This window comes from Caloramator sp. mosi_1 (genome assembly GCF_028622835.1).
Classification (GTDB): domain Bacteria; phylum Bacillota; class Clostridia; order Clostridiales; family Caloramatoraceae; genus Thermobrachium.
In genome coordinates, this window is the sequence record NZ_CP117677.1 from 1,808,783 (window position 1) to 1,828,758 (window position 19,976).

Sequence of the window (19,976 nt, forward strand, 5' to 3'; positions counted from 1 at the left end):
GAGGGATAGTATGAAGGTTCCATTTAATTGGCTAATTGAGTATGTAGATTTAGATAAAGATATTAATGAAGTTGCAGAAAAATTAACTTTAACAGGTTCAAAGGTAGAGGAAGTAATAGAAAAGGGAAAAGAAATAGATAGAGTTGTAACTGGTAAAATTATAAAAACTGAAAAACATCCAAATGCAGATAAACTAACGGTATGTCAAATAGATGTAAAGGATGAAGTAATACAGATTGTTACTGGTGCAGATAATATAAAAGAGGGTGATATAGTTCCAGTGGCACTTCACGGTTCATCACTTCCAGGTGGAGTAAAGATTAAAAAGGTAAACTAAGAGGTGTTGAATCAAATGGAATGCTGTGTTCAGAGGCAGAACTTGGTCTTGCAGATGAAGATTCTGTACACGGAATTATGATATTAGACGAAAATACACCTATAGGTGTTGATATTAAGGAAATACTTGGCCTTAATGGTGGAGTGATTGACTTTGAAATAACATCAAACAGGGCCGATTGTTTTTCAGTATATGGAATAGCAAGAGAAACAGCTGCCTCCTTTGGATGTGAGTTAAAGAAGGTAGATTTAAACTTTAATGAAAATAACGAAAATATAAATGATTATTTGAAGGTTGAAGTAAAAACACCTCTATGCAGAAGATATATGGCAAAAATGATAAAGAATATAAAGGTTGGTCCTTCGCCTGAATGGATGCAGGCAAAATTACAAGAGGCAGGGGTTAGACCAATTAATAATGTAGTTGATATTACAAACTATGTTATGTTAGAGCTTGGACAGCCAATGCACGCCTTTGATTTTGAAAATATAGAAGATAAAAAATAGTTGTAAAGATGGCGGAAAATGAAAAGTTTACTACATTAGACGGTGTTGAAAGACAGCTTGATAATTCGATGATAGCAATAAATGATGGAAAAAGACTGTTGCAATTGCTGGTGTAATGGGAGGACAAAATTCTGAGGTTACAGAATCAACAAAGACAATTGTTCTTGAGTGTGCAAATTTTGATGGTGTTACAACAAGATTAACATCTAAAAAGCTGGGACTTAGAACAGAAGCATCATCAAGATTTGAAAAGGATTTAGATCCAAATCTTGTTGATATTGCTCTAAAGAGGGCGTGTCACCTATTTGAAGCTTTAAAGGTTGGTGAGGTTGTAGGCGGTGTTATAGATTGCTACCAACAAAAATTAGAACCCCATTATGTTAAGGTAAGCCCAAATTGGATAAACGACTTTTTAGGAACAGATATTGAAGTTAATGAAATGGTAAAAATGCTTCAAAGGCTTGAAATGGAAGTTGAAGTAAAGGATGAGCTTATAATAAAGGTTCCAACCTTTAGACAGGATGTAAAAATAAAAGAAGATGTTGCAGAAGAAATAGCAAGACTTTATGGATATGATATAATACCAAATCAAAAATTATAGGTGAAGCAGTTGAGGCAGAGATAACAAAGGAACAAAAATTAATTGAGACTGTAAAAAGACAATGGTTTCTTCTGGATTGTATGAAACATTAACCTATTCCTTCTTTAGTCCAAAGGTGTTTGATAAGATTAACCTACCTTTAGACAGTGATCTTAGAAACGTAATAACTATATCCAATCCCTTAGGTGAGGATTTTAGTGTTATGAGAACAACCCTAATTCCATCAATGCTTGAGGTTATGCAAAGAAACATATTAAGGGATAATAAGGAAGTTGGTTTGTTTGACATAGGTAAAGTTTATTTAAATTTAGGCAAAGAACTTCCTGATGAAAGAATAAAGCTTTGCATTGGTATTGCAGGAGAAGTTGATTTCTTTAACCTAAAGGGAATAATAGAAAATCTAATAAATGCTCTATCAGTAGATAAGGTAGAATTTGAAAGAGAAACAGAAAATAATGTTTTCCATCCAGGAAGATGTGCAAAGCTATTAGTAAGGAAAAGATATGCTGGAGTTTTAGGAGAAGTTCATCCAGATGTTTTAGAAAACTATGATTTAGAAACAAGAGTTTATATAGCAGAAATTGACTTAGCTACATTATTTGAAGCTTCAAAGACTGAAAAGAAGTATAAGCCACTACCAAAGTATCCAGCAGTTTTAAGAGATATAGCTCTTTTAGTTAAGGATGAAGTTGAAGTTAAAAAGATTGAGGACATTATGTTAAAACAGGGTAAGGGAATAATTGAGGAGATAAAATTATTTGACGTGTACAAGGGTAAACAGATTCCAGAGGGCTTTAAGAGTGTTGCTTACTCAATTGTTTATAGAGCAGAAGATAAAACTTTGACAGATGAGGAAATAAATAAGGTTCACGATGCAATAGTTAAGGAACTTGAGGAAAAATTAGAGGCAAAACTTAGATAGGGTATCCTATCTAAGTTTTTTATAGAAAATAAAAAAGGTATAGTAATGTAAAATAAATTAATGTAAAATATAAGTAATTAAGTCTATTTAAACTTGAAAGGGTGCTTGGTATGGTTAATAAGGTTGTTGTTAAGATAAATGGCGTTGAATATACTTTAATGGGAGAAGACACAGAAGATTATTTATTCTCTATTGCTAACTTTGTTGATAAGAAGATTAAAGAAATACTTTCAAGCAATCAAAGCACAATACCACTTCTTCTGCGGTTTTAACTGCTTTGACGGTTACGGATGAAATGTTTAAATTGAAAAGGAAATGGAAAAACTAAGACAGAGTACTGTTGTTCCAAATGAAAAGCTAAGAGAAGCAGAGGAAAAATATAGGACACTATATGAAGAATTTAAAAGAGTAATTGAAGAAAACAATTCTGTTAAGTCAAAACTTCAAGAGGTAAGTTTAAAGGAAAAGGAGTATAGTGAAAGCATAGATAGGTTAAAGGCAGAATTTGAGGAAAAAATAAGGGAATATGAAGCAATCTTAAAGGAAAATGCATATCTTAGCGAAAGAAACGAAGAGGTAGAAAAGGAGCTTAGGGAGACTAAAGAAATTTTAGGCAGTGTAAAGGAACAACTCTTAGAAAGCCAGATGGAACTTGTAAGAGTAAAAAGGATTTAAAGGACTTCAAGGAACTTCAGAGCAAAAAGAGGAGTATATAGGGGCATTAGGCCCTTTTTAGTACATAAAATTAATTAATTGTGAATATATATTAGACATAGCAAGTATTATGGTTTTTTATGAATTTAGTACAATCTAAAATTATAAAATCACGTTACAATAAAAATCATTTGATTTTGGACAAGAAAATAATTTTTGAAGACGGACTGAAGGTTAGAAATATAATCTCACATAATGAATTTATTAATGTTAAAAGAGTAAAAAGAAATACAAAGTATTTTGATGTTGAGTTGTCTATAGAATGTATTTTAATGGTTGAGGTGTTAAAGGGTAATTTAGTAGAAAAGTATAATTTAACCTACAGCTTTGAAAGTAGTGTTAAGGTATTTAAGGAATATTTTGAACCTGTTGTATCCTTTTCGGATTTTCTTGAACTTGATTATATTATTAAATTTAAAAAAATTAATTTTAAATATGATATAAATTTAGAGTATAATACCTTATTTGTCTTAGGAGAATGTTCTATTATTATCAATCTTTTGGTGGAGAGGTGCCTTATGCTAAAGGAAGTAGAGGAAATGCAGGCATATTTACAGGTTGCTGCAGGATTAGATGATATGAATATAAAGGATGTTATAGGTAATTTAGACAATATAGTGAAAACATTATCAAATAGATTAAATGAAATAGAAGAAGAAAATCATTTTTTAAAAGAGAGATAGAAAGACATAAGGCAGAAATTGGAGTATTAAATTCTGAGCTTCAAAATGAGAAGTTAAAAAATATGAATTTGTCTTTAGAGTGTACAAGACTTACAGAAAAAATAAAGGACATTGAAGAAAAATTAGATAAGGAAAGAAAAAATGTTCTTTATTGGAAGTGGAAAATGCCAGAGCACTTGATGAGATAAAAAGATTAAAGAAGGAAAAAACAGAGATAACAAATGAGATTAAAAGGGATAAAATAAGTATAGGTAAAAAAATAGTTGAGTTTTTAAAAAATAGGGCAATTGCCCTATTTTTTGTGTCAAATAAATTAGAAACTGAATAATATATAATAGACTATTCTTGGGAGGATGAAATTTTGGTACGCAAAGAACAAAAACAGATTCAGTATGAATACAATACTGGTTGGCAAAAGGTTATCAAATCTGATAGTGAGAGCATATTTGATGATATAAATAGTAAAATACAAAGGCTAAACTTAGATGTTGATGAACTAAAAAACAGATAGACAATTTAAAGAAGGTTACTGTACAGAATTTAAATAGAAATCAGAGTGATGAGGCAATTGATAATCTAAAGGATGATATAAACAAGATAAATAGTATTGTTGATGATTTAAAATTGAACATAGAAGATGCAATAAAGGAAATTAATAAAAGTATAGATGATCAAAAAAGTTTGTTGAATCACAGATTTTGATATTAAATGAAACAATAAAACTTGCCCTTGATAAAATTAATAATTTAGAAGAGAAAATGCAGGTATTTTAAGATTTTTTAAAAGATAAAATCACATAAAATATATAAGTTGCATAGTATAAATTAGAATTTGAATTTATGGAATAATTTAGGGAGGGAAATATAATGGAAGACCTCTTAAGGAATGGAACCCCGCAGCAACTTGACATTTATGTAAAGAGGATATTAGCAAAATATGCAAATGAGGAACAAATACTATTTGCAGAAGAAATAGCTGGAACTCCACCAGCACCAAATGATACAAAAGTACCACTTCACTTCTGTATTGACAAAAGACTATAGGAGAAGAAGCATATGGAATTAAATGCATCAATGAAGTAAAAATAACTGATTGGACAGCAACACAAGAGATAATTTGTAATCACAAGGCAAGACTAACTATAACCTTTAAGGTTGTACTATGGGTAAAATACGAAGATAACAGCTTTGGTATAGTTGTTCTTCCAGACGATGTATATAAGCCAAATCCAACAGCTTGTTTTATTTCTGCAATGAATGTACCTCAGACTATTGGTCATACTGAATCTTTAGAAATTATAGGCATTGGAACAAATCCAAAGTTTAAGTGGGTTAAGGATGTACCATTAACCGAATTTGATGCTCCTATTCCACCAGAGTGCTTCGATGACCCAACTATTCAATCACATCTATTAATAAAGGCTGTAAAACCAGAATATGATATATTAAATGACTGCCCATACACTGTTCACGCAGTAGGTCACGACGAGACAGGAACAACTTGGCAACTTCAAGGTTACCACGCACCACAGGGAGCAACAGAAGTATATCTCAGCTTGTTTGTAGATGTTCTTGATAAATTAGGGGTAGATCAAGATATATTAATTGAAGGAATTCCTCTTGATTGCTAAAAAGGCTGCCAAGGCAGCCTTTTTATATATGGCTTTCTTGATTTTAAATATAATTGTAAAATAAGATAAATGGTGTATAATTAATTTGTTACAAATGTTAAGGGAGAGATATTTATGTTGGAACTTTTAGCACCGGCGGGTAATATGGAAAGTTTAAAGGCGGCTGTTTTAAATGGAGCAGATGCTGTATATTTAGGTGGAAAAGAGTTTTCTGCAAGACAAAGTGCTGCAAATTTTGATAGAGAAGAGCTTGTTGAGGCAGTAAGATTTTGTCACGCATATAATGTAAAGGTTTATGTAACTATAAATACACTTTTAAAAGATATAGAACTTAGAGGAGCACTCGAATATGCTTCCTTTTTATATTCAATAGGTGTTGATGCTGTTATAGTGCAGGATTTAGGTTTTTACACCTTCTAAGAAGATATCTTCCCGATTTTGAGGTACACGCAAGTACACAGATGACAGCTCACAATTTAGATTCAGTAGAGATGTTATATGATTTAGGAGTCAAAAGAGTAGTTTTATCAAGGGAACTTTCTCTTGAGGAAATCAAACATATATCTAAAAATACAAGGGCAGAGCTTGAGATGTTTGTACACGGAGCATTATGCATAAGCTTTTCAGGGCAATGCCTAATGAGCAGTATAATAGGAGGAAGAAGCGGAAATCGAGGACGATGTGCACAACCCTGCAGATTAGAATACAGGTTAAATGATAAAAAAGCATATCATTTAAGTCCAAAGGATTTATCTACATTAGAGTTTATAGATAAAATAAAGGAACTTGGTGTTTATTCTCTAAAAATAGAAGGACGAATGAAAAGGCCAGAATATGTTGCAACAGTAGTTTCGGCCTATAGGGCGGCTATTGATGGAAAACTTGAAAAATCACATATCAAGGATGTAACACAAATATTTAATAGAGGAGGCTTTACATCTGCCTTTATGTTTAGTAGACAAGGCAGTGAAATGATGAGCTATAAAAAGCCAAGAAATTGGGGTACATATTTAGGTAAAGTTATTAATGTTAAAGGTGATTTTGTAAAAGTTAAGCTTGATGCTATATTAAATGAGGGAGATGGGGTTGAAGTTTTTGATAGAGGTATTGGTGTTGTTGTCTCTAATATGAAAAAGGATGGCAAAGTAGTAGAGAGTGCCTCCTATAAGGAGGAGGTTGAGTTTTATTTTAAGGGAGCAAAAAGGAGATATAGTTTATAAAACATCTGACGTGGAGCTTATAAACAGAGCAAAGGAGAGCTTTGAAGGAAAGGATATTAAAAGAGTACCTATTGATGCTTATGTAAAAATAAAAAGAATCAGGAAGTAGTTTTAAGAATAAGGGATATATATGGAGATGAAGTTGAAGTTATATCAGAACCACCAGAGATAGCGGTAAATAAGCCTATTACCTTGGAAAAATTAAAGGATAGTCTATCAAAAACAAAGGATACACCTTATATATTAGCAAATTTACAGTCAGATTTAGATAATGATGTTATAATACCTGTTTCAAGGATAAATTCTTTAAGAAGAGAAGCAATTGAAAAACTTTTAGATAAGAAACAAAATAAAAAAGAAGAAGTTAAAATAGAATTTGATTTAGAAAAACATATAGACAGGATAAAAAGAAGTTAATACTTATTACAGGAAGACAGGATATAGTTAGAGAGGTACATAAATATTTTGATGAAGTTTATTTTGGAGGAGATAGCTTAAGAATAAATAACGGAGATATAGAATCCTTAATTGAAGAAGGGTTAGATGTTAATTTGTGGATACCTGAAATTGTTTTAGAGGAAGAAGAACAACTTAAGAAAAAATAAAGAACATCAAAGGAAAAGGTGTAAAATCTGCTCTTTGTGGAAACTTAGGTATGTATAAATATTTAATAGAAAATGATTTTGATGTAAAATTGGATAAGGGCTTTAATATTTTTAATTCAGTATCTACAAAAGTATTAAAAAATACAGGAACTTTAATTTCAAATGAATTAAACCTTAAGGAAATAAAGAATTTAATAGATTGCACAAATATAGATACAATGCTTTTGGTATATGGTAGAATAAAAATGATGGTTTCAAGGCAATGCTTTATTGGAAGTTCAGAGGGTGAAGGAAAAAAGATTGTAAATTAATTTGCCAAAATAAAATACATTATCTTAAGGATAGAATGAAGGAGGAATTTTTGATAGTACCTGATAGGTACTGCAGAAATCACATATATAATTCAAAGGTTTTAAGTATGCTCGACGACATAAAGGAAGTATATAAAACAGGTGCAAAATATTTTGTTATACAGTTTTTAGATGAAGATGTTGAAGAAGCAAAGCTGATATCAAAGGCCTTTAGGGAGGCTGTTGATATGTTAAATTGTGGTGATTTTAGCCAAACAAATAACATAAAGGAAGCCTTAGATATGTTAAAGGGAAAAACAACAAAGGGACATTATTATAGAGGTGTTTTATAAGGAAGGATGGGTAAATATGAATGAGAAAACATTAAGGTTACTTGAGTATAATAAAATTTTAGATATGCTTGAAAAAAGGGCATCAACTGAAATAGCAAAAAAATGATAAGAGAGTTAAAACCTTCGTGTAATATAAATGAGGTTAGAGAAAGGCTTGAGGAAACAAAGGAAGGTTTTGAGGTTGTTTTAAAATGGGGTAGTTTACCAATTAGCATTACCTATGATTTGCAGGGTACTCTAAAGAGGGCAAAGATGGGATATACCCTTCAACCTATAGAACTTTTGAGAATAAGTGCCCTATTAAAATGTACAAGACAGCTTAAGGAGTTTATGAAGGATGGTAATAAACAGGAAATATGTCCTATTATTTATGAAATAATAGAATCTTTGGTTGTAATTAAGGGGCTTGAAAATGAGATTGAAACTAAAATAATAAGTGAATCGGAGATATCCGATAGAGCAAGTGAGAAATTATATTCCATAAGAAGAGCCATAAGGGATAAAAATGCAAAGGTTAAGGAAAAACTTCAATCAATGCTTCAAAGTTACTCTAAGTATCTTCAGGATCCAATAATAACACTAAGAGGAGATAGATATGTTCTTCCTGTAAAGGCTGAATTTAAAGGTAACGTCCCTGGGCTTGTTCACGACCAATCTTCAAGCGGTTCAACTCTTTTTATAGAACCAATGGCTGTAGTTGAGCTTAATAATGAAATAAAGGAACTTATGTTAAAGGAAAAACAAGAAATAGAGAGAATACTAAGTGAATTAAGCGGTAAGGTTGCTGAAAATGCAGATATGTTAGAATACAATAATTTAAATATAGGCTATATAGATTTTATTTTAGCAAAGGGCAGATTTGGGCTTGATTTAGATGCTTCAATACCAGAAATAAACCAAAGAGGTCTTATTAATTTAAAAAGGGCAAGGCATCCTTTAATAGATAAAGAGGTTGTTGTGCCAATAGATATTAAATTAGGAGATACCTATAAAGCACTTGTTATAACAGGTCCTAATACGGGTGGGAAGACAGTTACATTAAAGACAACAGGACTTTTAACCCTTATGGCAATGACAGGACTTGCAATTCCAGCAAATTCTGGTTCGCAGGTATCTGTGTTTAAAAAGGTATTTGCTGATATTGGGGATGAACAAAGTATTGAACAAAGTTTATCAACCTTCTCTTCACATATGAAAAATATAGTAAATATACTAAAGGAAGTGGATGATTCATCTTTAGTTTTGGTAGATGAACTTGGAGCAGGAACAGATCCAACAGAGGGTGCTGCCCTTGCAATGGCAATACTTGAACATATTTTTGAGAAGGGTGCAAAGATAGTTGCAACTACACACTATAGCGAACTTAAAGTCTTTGCAATGGAGAAGGAAGGATTTGAAAATGCAAGTGTTGAATTTGATGTGGAAACTTTAAGGCCTACATATAGACTTTTAATTGGAATTCCGGGAAAGTCTAATGCCTTTGAAATATCAAAAGGCTTGGCTTAGATGGTGGAATAATTGAAAATGCAAAATCAAAAATTTCAAAGGATGCAGCCAGATTTGAGGATGTTATACAGGCTCTTCAAAACAAGACAATACAACTTGAAAGGGAATTTGAGGAGATTGAAGCAATTAAGAGGGAATCTCTTCAAATAAAAAGAGAGCTTTCGGAAAAGAAGTTTAAGCTTGATAATCAAAGAGAAAATATTATAAAGAAGGCTCAAGAGGATGCAAGAAGAATATTACAGCAGGCAAAATACGAGGTTGATACAATTGTTAAGGAACTTGTAGAACTTAAGAAAAACAGCGAAGCAATATCATTAAAGCAGGCAGAAGAGGCAAGAAGAAGACTAAAAGAAAATATTGATGAATTAAACAAAAAGACTATTGAAAAAAGGAAGAGGATTTTGAAGTATTAGAGGATGTAAATATAGGAGAAGAGGTATATGTAACAACTGTATCTCAGAAGGGTGTTGTTCTTGCAAAACCAGATTCAAAGGGAGAAGTACAAGTACAAATTGGAATTATAAAGATGAATGTCCCATTAAACAAATTAAAGAGGGTAGAAAAGGACAAAAAGGAAGTTAAAAAATCTGGAGTTTCTAATATAATAAAGCAAAAGGCACAAAACATATCAACAGAAATTGATTTAAGAGGTCAAACGGTAGATGAGGCACTTTATAATTTAGATAAATATTTAGATGATGCATATCTTGCGGGTTTAAATTCTGTTAGAATAATTCACGGTAAAGGAACAGGAGCTTTAAGAGAAGGAATAAAGCAGGCCTTAAGAAAGCATCAATATGTAAAATCAATGCGAATGGGTGATTTAAGTGAAGGAGGAAGTGGGGTAACAATTGTTGAATTAAAATAATATATTTTTAGGCTGTCTTGAAACTAACATTAAGACAGCTTTTTATGTAAGTTAAAAATTAAATTAATATTAAAAAACATTAAGGAAAATTTATATTAAATTTTTGAATAATTTATTGAAAAGTGTCGAAATTTAATATAAATTGTTAATTATTAAGGAGGTATTTTATGATTTTAGTTAGTGCCTGTCTATTAGGTGTATGTTGTAAATATAATGGTGATGACAATAAAAATAATAATCTTATAGAACTAATGAAAAAATGCACACTAATTCCAGTATGTCCAGAACAGTTAGGAGGATTACCTACACCAAGAAAACCTGCTGAGATACAGGCGGAAAATGCAGGGGATGTCTTAGAAGGAAGAGGAAAAATATTAAATATAAATGGAGAGGATGTTACAGAAAATTTTGTAAAAGGTGCCTATGAGACATTAAAGGTGGCAGAGTTATTTAGTGTTAACTATGCAATTTTAAAATCAAAAAGCCCCTCCTGTGGATGTGGTTTTGTATATGATGGAAGTTTTTCAGGAAAGCTTAAGGAAGGAAATGGCATAACAGCTGAGCTTTTAATACGTAACGGTATAAAGGTTTATACAGAAGATGATACAAAAGAATTACAAAAATTCTGAATAATGATTATTAAAAAATTTTTATAAAAACTTTCTTGAAATAAATCATTCTTTTTAGTACAATAATAAAGTCGAAAAAAGCAAAAATATATCGAAAATCGTAGGAAGGAAGGGTAGAATGCAAGCTTTAAAGGAACAAAAATATGAAGTACAACAAAAAAGAGTTTAGGACTTATTGAAGCAATCGCTGTAGTAATTGGTGTTGTTATTGGTTCAGGAATTTTCTTCAAACCTGCGAAGGTTTTTACTGATGCAGGAGCACCAGGACTTGGAATCCTTGCTTGGGTAGTTGGTGGAATTATAACAATGGCAGCAGGGCTTACCGTAGCAGAAATAGCGGCAGCAATTCCAAAAACAGGTGGATTGTTTGCATACCTTAAGGAATTATACGGAGAAAAATGGGCCTTTTTATTAGGATGGGTACAAACATTAGTTTACATACCAGGTTCAATGGCTGCACTTGGTATAGTATTTGCAACTCAAGCAACTGCCTTTGTAAACTTAACAGATTTACAACAAAAATATTGGCAGTTGCAGTAATAGGATTTTTAATGGTTGTAAATATGCTTTCAACAAAGTTTGGTGGAAAGCTTCAATCCGTAGCAACAGTAGCAAAGTTATTACCAATATTCGTATTAGTAATATTTGGATTAATTAAAGGTCAAGCTCATAATTTTACTCCAATAGTTTCAAATGCAAGTACAACTGCTGGGTTTGGAGCAGCTATACTTGGAACACTTTGGGCTTATGACGGTTGGATAAATGTGGGAAATATTGCTGGAGAAATAGAGAATCCAGGTAAGAACCTACCAAGAGCAATAATAGGTGGTTTATTACTTGTAATGGTTGCTTATATAACCTTAAATGTTGCATTGATAAATGTGCTTCCAGTTGAACAAATAATGGCATCAAAGAAGGCGGCATCAGATGTAGCAAAGGTTCTATTTGGTGAAGGTGGAGCTGCATTTATTTCAGCTGGTATATTAATATCAATATTTGGTGCATTAAATGGTTATATATTAACAGGTACAAGAGTACCCTATGCTATGGCTAAGGAAAAGCTTCTTCCTTACCACGAAGTTTTATCAAAGGAAAACGAAAAGTATGGAACACCTGTTAATTCAATGATTTTAACTTTAGTAATGACAACAATTTATGTTGCTACAGGTTCCTTTGATATATTAACAGAGCTTGTAGTATTTGTGCTCTGGATATTCTTTACTATGGCTGTTGCAGGTGTATTTATACTAAGAAAGAATTTTCCACATTTACACAGACCATATGAAGTACCGCTATTCCCAATAATACCTCTTATTGGTATAGCAGGAGGAGTATTTATACTAATAAATACACTTCTTACAAATACAACTTACGCACTATATGGTGTGGTTGTTACATTAGTTGGACTTCCTGTTTATAAATATCTTAGAAAGAACTAATTAAGTTTAAAGAACTGCCTTTTAGGGAAAACCTAAGGCAGTTTTTGCTTTTGTGGTATAATTATGCTAATGGTAAAGGAGGTGTTATATTGATTTCAGGAAAAAAGGTTTTTTAAGAGCAGTTGAACTTGAGGATTCAAGAATTATATCAGCGTGGCTTAATGATAGGGAGACAAATTTAAATTTAGATATAATTTATCCTTTATCAAAGCGATATGCAGATACTTATGTTTTATCTTCTGAGGAGGAGAGTAATAAAAGAATTTTTGTTATAGATAATCAGGATAGAAGGCCAATTGGACTTTTTATAATAGATAAAATTAAGTGGGAATACAGAAATTGTGAAATTGGCATTGTAATTTATGATAAAAACCAAAGGGGAAGGGACTTGGTGAAGATGCGTTAAGAACGGGATTGAATTTTATATTCAATGAGATGAATATGAATCTTGTATATCTTAATGTCCTTAGCGATAATAAAGTAGCATTGAACTTATATAGAAAACTTGGCTTTGAATTTGAAGGCGAACTTAGAGAAAGGATTTATAAAAATGGAAAATATCACAATTTAATTGTTATGAGTAAAAAAGGGAGGAAGATACAGTATGAAAATTGGTTTTATAAGTGACCTTCACGGTTATCCTAACAGGTTTAAAAGGGCAATGGAACTTTTAGGGGATGCAGATGCTATTCTTTGTGCAGGCGATGTTTTGTATCACGGACCAAGAAATCCAATATTAGATGGATATAATCCTCAGGGGCTGATAGAGGAATTAAAAAATAACAAAAAAGAACTTATAATAGCAAGAGGAAATTGTGATGCAGAAGTAGATTTAATGGTTTTAGATTTTCCAGTATTTACCCCTGTTGTTTTTTATGAAAAAGACGGAGTAAGGTTTATGGTCAATCACGGACACGAGTACAGTGATGATGAAATAAAAATGATGATTGATAGATTTAAAATTGATGTTATGCTGTTAGGACACACTCATATAAGAAGATTTGAGAGATATAAAAATTCAGTCATTGTAAATCCAGGAAGCATATCGGTTCCAAAGGGAGATGGAATTCCTTCTCTTGCATATTATGAAGATGGTTACATAGTGTTTGTTAATTTAGATAGTGGTGAAATAATAGAAAAAAATAAAATATGAATGGGGGTATATATGGATTACAAAGAGGTTTTAAAGAAGGCAAAGGAAAATTTAAATGGAAGCTGTAGGGTGTGTAGTGTTTGTAATGGTAAGGCCTGTGCTGGGGAAGTTCCAGGAATGGGTGGCACTGGTACAGGAAGTGCCTTTTAGCAAATTATGAGGCCCTTGATAGGGTAAAAGTAAATATGAGGGTTATACATAATGCTAAGGATCCTGATACATCAATAGAACTATTTGGTAAAAGCTGAGAATTCCTGTTATGGCAGCACCGGTATCTGGAACAACTTTAAATATGGGTGGTAAATTTACAGAAAGAGAGTATATTTCCTGGGTAATAAAAGGATGTTTAGATGGTGGAATCTATCCTATAGTTGGAGACACGGCTGTTGATGCCTTTCTTCCAACTAATTTAGAGGAGCTTAAAAAGTAGGAGGACAAGGAGTTGCAATAATAAAACCCTGGGAAAATAAAAATATAATATCTAAAATTAAAATGGCAGAGGATGCAGGTGTATTTGCAGTTGGTGTAGATATAGATGCAGCAGGACTTATAACATTGGCACTTTATGGAAAACCAGTAGGTCCTAAAACAGTTGAAGAGATTAAGGAGTTAGTTCAATCAACTAAACTACCATTTATATTAAAGGGAGTTATGACTGTTGAGGATGCAATGCTTGCTGTTGAAACAGGAGCAAATGCAATAGTTGTTTCAAATCACGGAGGAAGAGTATTAGACCATACACCAGGTGTTGCAGAAGTTCTCCCAGAAATTGCAAAGGCTGTAAAGGGGAAAATTACAATACTTGCAGATGGTGGTGTTAGAACAGGTGTTGATGTACTAAAAATGATTGCACTCGGTGCGGATGCAGTTTTAATTGGAAGACCGTTTGTAACAGCATCCTTTGGTGGAGCAGAAGAGGGAGTAAAGGCATATATCGATAAAATAGCAGGTGAATTAAAATCTGCGATGATATTAACAGGTTGTAGTAGTATAAAGGATATTGATGAGAGAGTAGTTAGATACTAAGGGGATAGTAATGATTACTATCCCCTTTTAATAGAAGTCAAATAATAATTATTATTGTCAGAAACTTAACAATATTATCTATATTTTATCAATATAACAGATTGATTTATGTACTATAACAGATTTAAAATAACACATAAAAATATTGAAAAATAAGCAAAAAAGGTATTGATACAGTTATCAAAAAGATATATAATAGACTCAAGAAGATGGTTCTACATAAGGAGGTAATGACAATGAGATTTAATGAATGGCAAGGTTTTGTTGAAGGTCGTTGGACTGAAGAAATAGATGTTAGGGACTTTATTCAAAAGAATTACACGCCATACGAAGGAGATGCGTCATTCTTAGCACCTATATCAGAAAAAACTGCAAAGCTATGGGATGAAGCAAAGGCTCTTATCATAGAAGAAATTAAAAAGGTGTAATAGACGTTGATACTGAAACTGTATCAGAAATAAATGCATATAAGCCAGGATATCTTGATAAAGAAAATGAAGTAATTGTTGGATTCCAAACTGATGCTCCATTAAAGAGAATTGTTAATCCTTGGGGCGGAATCAGAATGGCAACTCAAGCTGCTGAAGCGTATGGTTATAAAGTAAACCAAGAAATAGTTGACATTTTTACAAAATATAGAAAAACACACAACCAAGGTGTATTTGATGCTTATACAGATGAAATGAAGCTTGCAAGAAAGTCAGGGGTTATAACAGGTCTTCCAGATGCATATGGTAGAGGAAGAATAATAGGTGACTATAGAAGATTAGCACTATATGGTGCAGACTACTTAATAGAAAAGAAACAAGAGGACAAGAAAAAGCTTGTTGGTGCTATGACAGAAGAAGTTATCAGACTTAGAGAAGAATTAACAGAGCAAATAAAGGCACTTGAAGAATTAAAGAAGATGGCAGCTTCCTATGGATATGATGTTTCAAAACCAGCAAAGGATGCTAAAGAAGCAGTTCAATGGGTTTATTTTGCATACCTTGCTGCAATTAAACAACAAAATGGTGCTGCGATGTCACTTGGAAGAGTAAGTACATTCCTTGATATATATATAGAAAGAGATTTAAGAAATGGTATTATAACAGAACTTGAAGCACAAGAACTTATAGATCAATTTGTAATGAAGCTTAGAATGGCAAGACATCTTAGAACACCAGAATATAATGAATTATTTGCAGGTGACCCAACTTGGATAACAGAAGCAATTGGTGGTATGGGTGTAGATGGAAGAACGCTTGTTACTAAGAATAGCTTTAGATTCCTACACACTCTTGTAAATCTTGGACCTGCACCAGAACCAAATATGACAGTTCTTTGGTCAACTAAGCTTCCAGAAAACTTTAAGAAATTCTGTGCTGAAATGTCAATAAAAACTGACTCAATACAATATGAAAATGATGATGTTATGAGACCAATATTTGGTGATGACTATGCAATAGCTTGCTGTGTATCAGCTATGAAGGTTGGTAAGCAAATGCAGTTCTTTGGTGCAAGAGCAAACCTTGCAAAGGCACTACTATATTCAATAAATGGTGGTGTTGATGAAAAACTTGGAATGCAAATAGGGCCAAAGACAGATATACCACAAGGTGAATATCTTGATTATGAAGATGTAATGAGAAGATTTGATGAAACTATGGAATGGTTAGCAGGCCTATATGTAAATACTATGAATGTAATTCACTATATGCACGATAAATATGCTTATGAATCACTACAAATGGCACTACACGATACAGAAGTTGAAAGATTAATGGCCTTTGGTATAGCTGGTTTATCAGTTGCAGCAGACTCACTAAGTGCAATAAAGTATGCAAAGGTTAAGCCAATTAGAGTAGATGGAATAGCTGTTGATTTCGAAGTTGAAGGCGAATATCCAAAATATGGTAATGATGATGATAGAGTAGACCAAATAGCAGTTGAACTTGCTCAAAGATTTATAGAAAAGCTAAAGAAGCACGCAACATATAGAAATGCAATACACACATTATCAGTATTAACAATAACATCAAACGTTGTATACGGTAAGAAGACTGGATCTACTCAGATGGAAGAAAGAAGGGTGAGCCATTTGCACCAGGTGCAAATCAATGCACGGAAGAGATATACAAGGTGCACTTGCATCACTTAACTCAGTAGCAAAAATACCATATACAAGCTGTATGGATGGTGTATCAAATACCTTCTCAATACTTCCAGATGCACTTGGTAAGGATATGGAAGAAAGAGTAAATAATCTGGTTGCTATAATGGATGGTTATTTTGCACAAAATGCACACCACTTAAATGTTAATGTTCTTAACAGAGAAACTCTAATGGATGCTATGGAACATCCAGAAAAATATCCAACACTTACTATAAGAGTTCTCAGGATATGCAGTAAACTTTACAAGACTTACAAAGGAACAACAACTTGACGTTATAAAGAGAACATTCCACGAAAGAATATAAAGGGAGTATATAATGGTAAAGGCAAGAGTTCATTCCATTGAAACGATGGGACTTGTTGATGGACCTGGAATAAGAGTAGTAGTTTTTATGCAGGGCTGTAAGTTAAGATGTGCCTACTGCCATAACCCAGATACTTGGGATAAAAATGGTGGATTTGAAATAACTGTTGATGAGCTTTTGCAAAAAGTTAAGAGATATAGTATATACTTTAAGCATTCGGGCGGAGGTGTTACACTTTCAGGCGGAGACCCCCTCCTCCAGCCTGAATTTGTAATAGAATTTTTTAAAAGATGTAAAGAGGAAGGAATACACACAACCCTTGATACATCAGGCTATGGTATTGGGATGTATGATGAAATATTAAAGTATACAGATTTAGTGCTTCTTGATATAAAACATATAGAAGAATTAGAACATAAAAAACTAACAGGTTATGATAGACACGGTTTTTTAGAATTTTTGGATGCGTTAAAGAGAAACAACACAAAGCTTTGGATAAGACACGTGGTTGTTCCAGGTATAACGGATGGAGAAGAACATATAAGTGCTCTTGCTGAATATATAAATACCATCCCAAATGTTGAGAAAATAGAACTTTTGCCATATCACGTTCACGGAGTAAATAAATATAAAGAGCTGGGTATAAAGTATAGACTCGAAGGTGTAGAACCTCTATCTAAGGAGAGATTAGAGGAGTTAAAAAGAATAATGAATACTAAACTAAAGGATGTCCTTGTAAAATAGGGCATCCTTTTTCATAGGGGACGGTTACTTAATTTATCTAATTTTATTTAATACAAGTATAGGTATCATCAAACATTTTACCTTTTGTCATTTTTGTAGTCAGGACGTTTAAGAAGTTAAGTAAATTTTAAAGAGATAAATAAACAAAACCATATAGGGACGGTTACTTATTTTATTACATACATTTATGCTTGGGGGTAGGGATTACAGAATATTTTATTCTTAGAAATAAATTATAATAAGAAAAAAGGTGGTATATTAATTAAAATTATACGACTTGGTGAAGTAGCTTTATATTTTGTTTAGATAGATATAAATAATTTAGTTAGAAAATAATAATCAAAATAGACAATAAATAAGTAACCGTCCCCATCATAATTTAGATAAAATTAATGAGTAATTAACATACAAACAACATCACATTAATGTAAATTAAAGCGATTTTAACAATAATATCCTAAAATACTTATGAAAAAGTTATTTTGGGAGGTATTTGATATGAATCAAAAATTCAAAAGGCTACTAAGTGTAACGCTTTGTGGTGCTGCATTAGTTGGTTCATTAATGACAGCAAGTATAAGAAGTGTTATTAGTGTTAAGGCTGAAAGCCCCAGGAAAGTAAAAATGTTATTATGTTAATTGGGGATGGAATGAGTACGGAAGCAATAACACTTGCTAGATGGTACAATAATGGACAACCCCTAACTATGGATGAAATTTCTGTAGGTGCAGTAAAAACTTATTGGGCTGATGGACCTATTTCTGATTCCGCACCAGCTGGTACTGCTTATGCTGTTGGAGAAAAAACAAAGAACAAATATGTTGGTATATCAAAGGATAAAAAGCCGTTGACGACAATATTAGAAGCAGCTAAAGTGGATGGAAAGTCAACAGGTCTTGTGTTTACTTGTGAGGTTCCACACGCAACACCTGCAGATTTTTCAGCACATATAGACTCAAGAAGTAATTATGATGCAATTATAAAGCAACAGGTTTACAATAATTTAGATGTTGTTTTAGGTGGTGGAGATAAATATGCACAAACATATAGAAATGAATTAATTGCAAAAGGGTACGACTATGTTACAACTAAACAGGAAATGATTAGTTCAACTTCAAATAAAATATGGGGTATGTTTGCAGAAGTGGATTTGGCTTATGATATTGATAGATCAAAAATAGACCAGAAGAACCAACACTTGAAGAAATGACGAAAAAAGCAATTGAAGTTTTATCAAAGAATGATAAAGGATTTTTCTAATGGTTGAAGGAAGTAAAATTGACTGGGCGGCACACGCAAATGATCCAGCAGGAATTGTTTCAGATATAATGGCTTTTGATAGGGCTGTTAAAGTAGCACTTGATTTTGCTAAAAAGATGGAGATACAGTAGTGATAGTTACCACAGATCACGGTAATAGTGGAATAAGTATAGGAAATTATGAAACAGGATCAACAAAAGATAAGAGATTTACCTATGACAATGTTACTTTTAATGATAGTGTAAATAAGATTAAAAATGTAAAGATGACAGCACAAACATTCAATAAGATCATAACAGGTAAGACGGATTTAGAAATAAAGAATTTAGTAGAAGAAAATTATGGTATAAATGATTTAACAGACGAGGAAATTGTTAAAATAAAATCTAATAAAATAAATGAAGTAGTAAGTGCAAGAGTTAAAATAGGATTTACAACAGGTGGACATACAGGGGAAGATGTGTATTTAGGAATATATGCACCATTTGGAGTTGAAAAACTAAAAGGGGTTGTTGAAAATACAGAAGTTAATAAATATATGCAAAGAATTTTATTAGGAGAAGAAAAGTTAAATTCATTAACACAACAAATGTTTATTAATGGAAAAGAAGCCTTTGAGGCAAAGGGTGCAACAGTAACTATTACAATACCTAAAATTGCTGATCCAAAGGATCCTAATAAAGAAATTGATGATTTTAAAAATGCATATGTAACAGTTACAAAGGGAACAGACGAATTAAAACTATATCTATATACAAATATTTATGAACTAAATGGTTTAAAAGGAGAAATAAATTCAGTAATGCCTTATATTTCAGACAACTTCTATGTACCAAAACAAGTACTTGATTTAATTAAGTAAGGGGCTTTATTAATGAAGTTAAATATATTAACTAAAAAGATAACAAGTATAGCTATAGCAACGGCTATATCAGTTTCAGTTATTTCAACTTCACTATTAGAGAATTATAATAAGGTTGAAGCATCACAACCAAGAAAAGCAAAAATGTTATAATGCTTATTCCAGAT

General features: G+C 32.2%; 17 protein-coding genes and 8 pseudogenes. All 25 read left to right on the forward strand.

Translation table 11 applies throughout. The features are described 5' to 3' along the window. Positions 1-10: 10 nt before the first annotated feature. The 25 genes and pseudogenes from pheT (at position 11) to PL321_RS12990 (ending at position 19,962) form a co-directional block, all read left to right on the forward strand. Positions 11-2,366, forward strand: a pseudogene (gene pheT, locus PL321_RS12865) (phenylalanine--tRNA ligase subunit beta). A 110-nt stretch (positions 2,367-2,476) separates the two neighbouring features. After that, a complete protein-coding gene (locus tag PL321_RS12870) occupies positions 2,477-2,638 on the forward strand; it encodes a cell division protein ZapA (protein ID WP_273962316.1) in 162 nt (53 codons plus the stop codon). Between the two features lie 43 nt (positions 2,639-2,681). Beyond that, positions 2,682-3,041 carry a hypothetical protein gene (locus tag PL321_RS12875; protein WP_273962317.1) on the forward strand — a complete coding sequence of 120 codons (360 nt, stop codon included), beginning with the start codon at positions 2,682-2,684 and terminating at the stop codon, positions 3,039-3,041. A gap of 119 nt (positions 3,042-3,160) precedes the next feature. Next, positions 3,161-3,763, forward strand: coding sequence for a hypothetical protein (locus PL321_RS12880; protein WP_273962318.1), 603 nt, complete (start codon positions 3,161-3,163; stop codon positions 3,761-3,763). A 62-nt stretch (positions 3,764-3,825) separates the two neighbouring features. Next, on the forward strand, positions 3,826-3,951 hold the full coding sequence (locus PL321_RS12885; RefSeq protein ID WP_273962319.1) for a hypothetical protein: 126 nt from the start codon (positions 3,826-3,828) through the stop codon (positions 3,949-3,951). Next, on the forward strand, positions 3,921-4,091 hold the full coding sequence (locus tag PL321_RS12890) for a hypothetical protein (RefSeq protein WP_273962320.1): 171 nt from the start codon (positions 3,921-3,923) through the stop codon (positions 4,089-4,091). The genes PL321_RS12885 and PL321_RS12890 overlap by 31 nt, the downstream gene beginning before the upstream one ends. 33 nt (positions 4,092-4,124) lie before the next feature. After that, on the forward strand, positions 4,125-4,274 hold the full coding sequence (locus tag PL321_RS12895; protein WP_273962321.1) for a hypothetical protein: 150 nt from the start codon (positions 4,125-4,127) through the stop codon (positions 4,272-4,274). A gap of 355 nt (positions 4,275-4,629) precedes the next feature. Then, the gene (locus PL321_RS12900; protein WP_273962322.1) at positions 4,630-4,806 is read left to right on the forward strand and encodes a hypothetical protein; all 177 of its coding nucleotides are present in this window, start codon (positions 4,630-4,632) and stop codon (positions 4,804-4,806) included. A gap of 209 nt (positions 4,807-5,015) precedes the next feature. Beyond that, a complete protein-coding gene (locus PL321_RS12905; protein ID WP_273962323.1) occupies positions 5,016-5,393 on the forward strand; it encodes a hypothetical protein in 378 nt (125 codons plus the stop codon). Between the two features lie 114 nt (positions 5,394-5,507). Next, positions 5,508-6,328 (forward strand): annotated as a pseudogene (locus PL321_RS21525) (peptidase U32 family protein); the annotation flags it as partial. A 411-nt stretch (positions 6,329-6,739) separates the two neighbouring features. Continuing rightward, on the forward strand, positions 6,740-7,030 hold the full coding sequence (locus tag PL321_RS12920; RefSeq protein WP_337961168.1) for a DUF3656 domain-containing protein: 291 nt from the start codon (positions 6,740-6,742) through the stop codon (positions 7,028-7,030). 193 nt (positions 7,031-7,223) lie between these two features. Further along, positions 7,224-7,529 carry a U32 family peptidase gene (locus PL321_RS12925; protein ID WP_273964559.1) on the forward strand — a complete coding sequence of 102 codons (306 nt, stop codon included), beginning with the start codon at positions 7,224-7,226 and terminating at the stop codon, positions 7,527-7,529. Positions 7,530-7,564: 35 nt separating this feature from the next. Continuing rightward, positions 7,565-7,861 carry a U32 family peptidase gene (locus tag PL321_RS12930; RefSeq protein WP_273962326.1) on the forward strand — a complete coding sequence of 99 codons (297 nt, stop codon included), beginning with the start codon at positions 7,565-7,567 and terminating at the stop codon, positions 7,859-7,861. 16 nt (positions 7,862-7,877) lie between these two features. Next, positions 7,878-10,235 (forward strand): annotated as a pseudogene (locus PL321_RS12935) (endonuclease MutS2). Between the two features lie 167 nt (positions 10,236-10,402). Further along, a complete protein-coding gene (locus PL321_RS12940) occupies positions 10,403-10,864 on the forward strand; it encodes a DUF523 domain-containing protein (protein ID WP_273962327.1) in 462 nt (153 codons plus the stop codon). A 174-nt stretch (positions 10,865-11,038) separates the two neighbouring features. Next, positions 11,039-12,303: pseudogene (locus PL321_RS12945) on the forward strand (APC family permease). 390 nt (positions 12,304-12,693) lie between these two features. Next, positions 12,694-12,930, forward strand: a pseudogene (locus PL321_RS12950) (GNAT family N-acetyltransferase); the annotation flags it as partial. After that, positions 12,908-13,456 carry a phosphodiesterase gene (gene yfcE, locus PL321_RS12955; RefSeq protein WP_273962328.1) on the forward strand — a complete coding sequence of 183 codons (549 nt, stop codon included), beginning with the start codon at positions 12,908-12,910 and terminating at the stop codon, positions 13,454-13,456. The pseudogene PL321_RS12950 and the gene yfcE, both read left to right, overlap by 23 nt. Positions 13,457-13,468: 12 nt before the next feature. Then, positions 13,469-14,482 (forward strand): annotated as a pseudogene (locus PL321_RS12960) (alpha-hydroxy-acid oxidizing protein). A 236-nt stretch (positions 14,483-14,718) separates the two neighbouring features. Further along, positions 14,719-16,942 (forward strand): annotated as a pseudogene (gene pflB / locus PL321_RS12965) (formate C-acetyltransferase). A 12-nt stretch (positions 16,943-16,954) separates the two neighbouring features. After that, the gene (gene pflA, locus PL321_RS12970) at positions 16,955-17,686 is read left to right on the forward strand and encodes a pyruvate formate-lyase-activating protein (protein WP_273962329.1); all 732 of its coding nucleotides are present in this window, start codon (positions 16,955-16,957) and stop codon (positions 17,684-17,686) included. Positions 17,687-18,184: 498 nt separating this feature from the next. Further along, positions 18,185-18,325, forward strand: a complete 141-nt coding sequence (locus tag PL321_RS12975; protein WP_273962330.1) for a hypothetical protein — start codon at positions 18,185-18,187, stop codon at positions 18,323-18,325. Between the two features lie 11 nt (positions 18,326-18,336). Beyond that, positions 18,337-18,897, forward strand: a complete 561-nt coding sequence (locus PL321_RS12980) for an alkaline phosphatase (RefSeq protein ID WP_273962331.1) — start codon at positions 18,337-18,339, stop codon at positions 18,895-18,897. After that, positions 18,894-19,809 (forward strand): annotated as a pseudogene (locus tag PL321_RS12985) (alkaline phosphatase). The gene PL321_RS12980 and the pseudogene PL321_RS12985 overlap by 4 nt, the downstream one beginning before the upstream one ends. A gap of 12 nt (positions 19,810-19,821) precedes the next feature. Beyond that, positions 19,822-19,962: a hypothetical protein gene (locus PL321_RS12990; protein WP_273962332.1), complete on the forward strand. Its 141-nt coding sequence runs from the start codon at positions 19,822-19,824 to the stop codon at positions 19,960-19,962. The last annotated feature ends 14 nt before the right edge of the window (positions 19,963-19,976 follow it).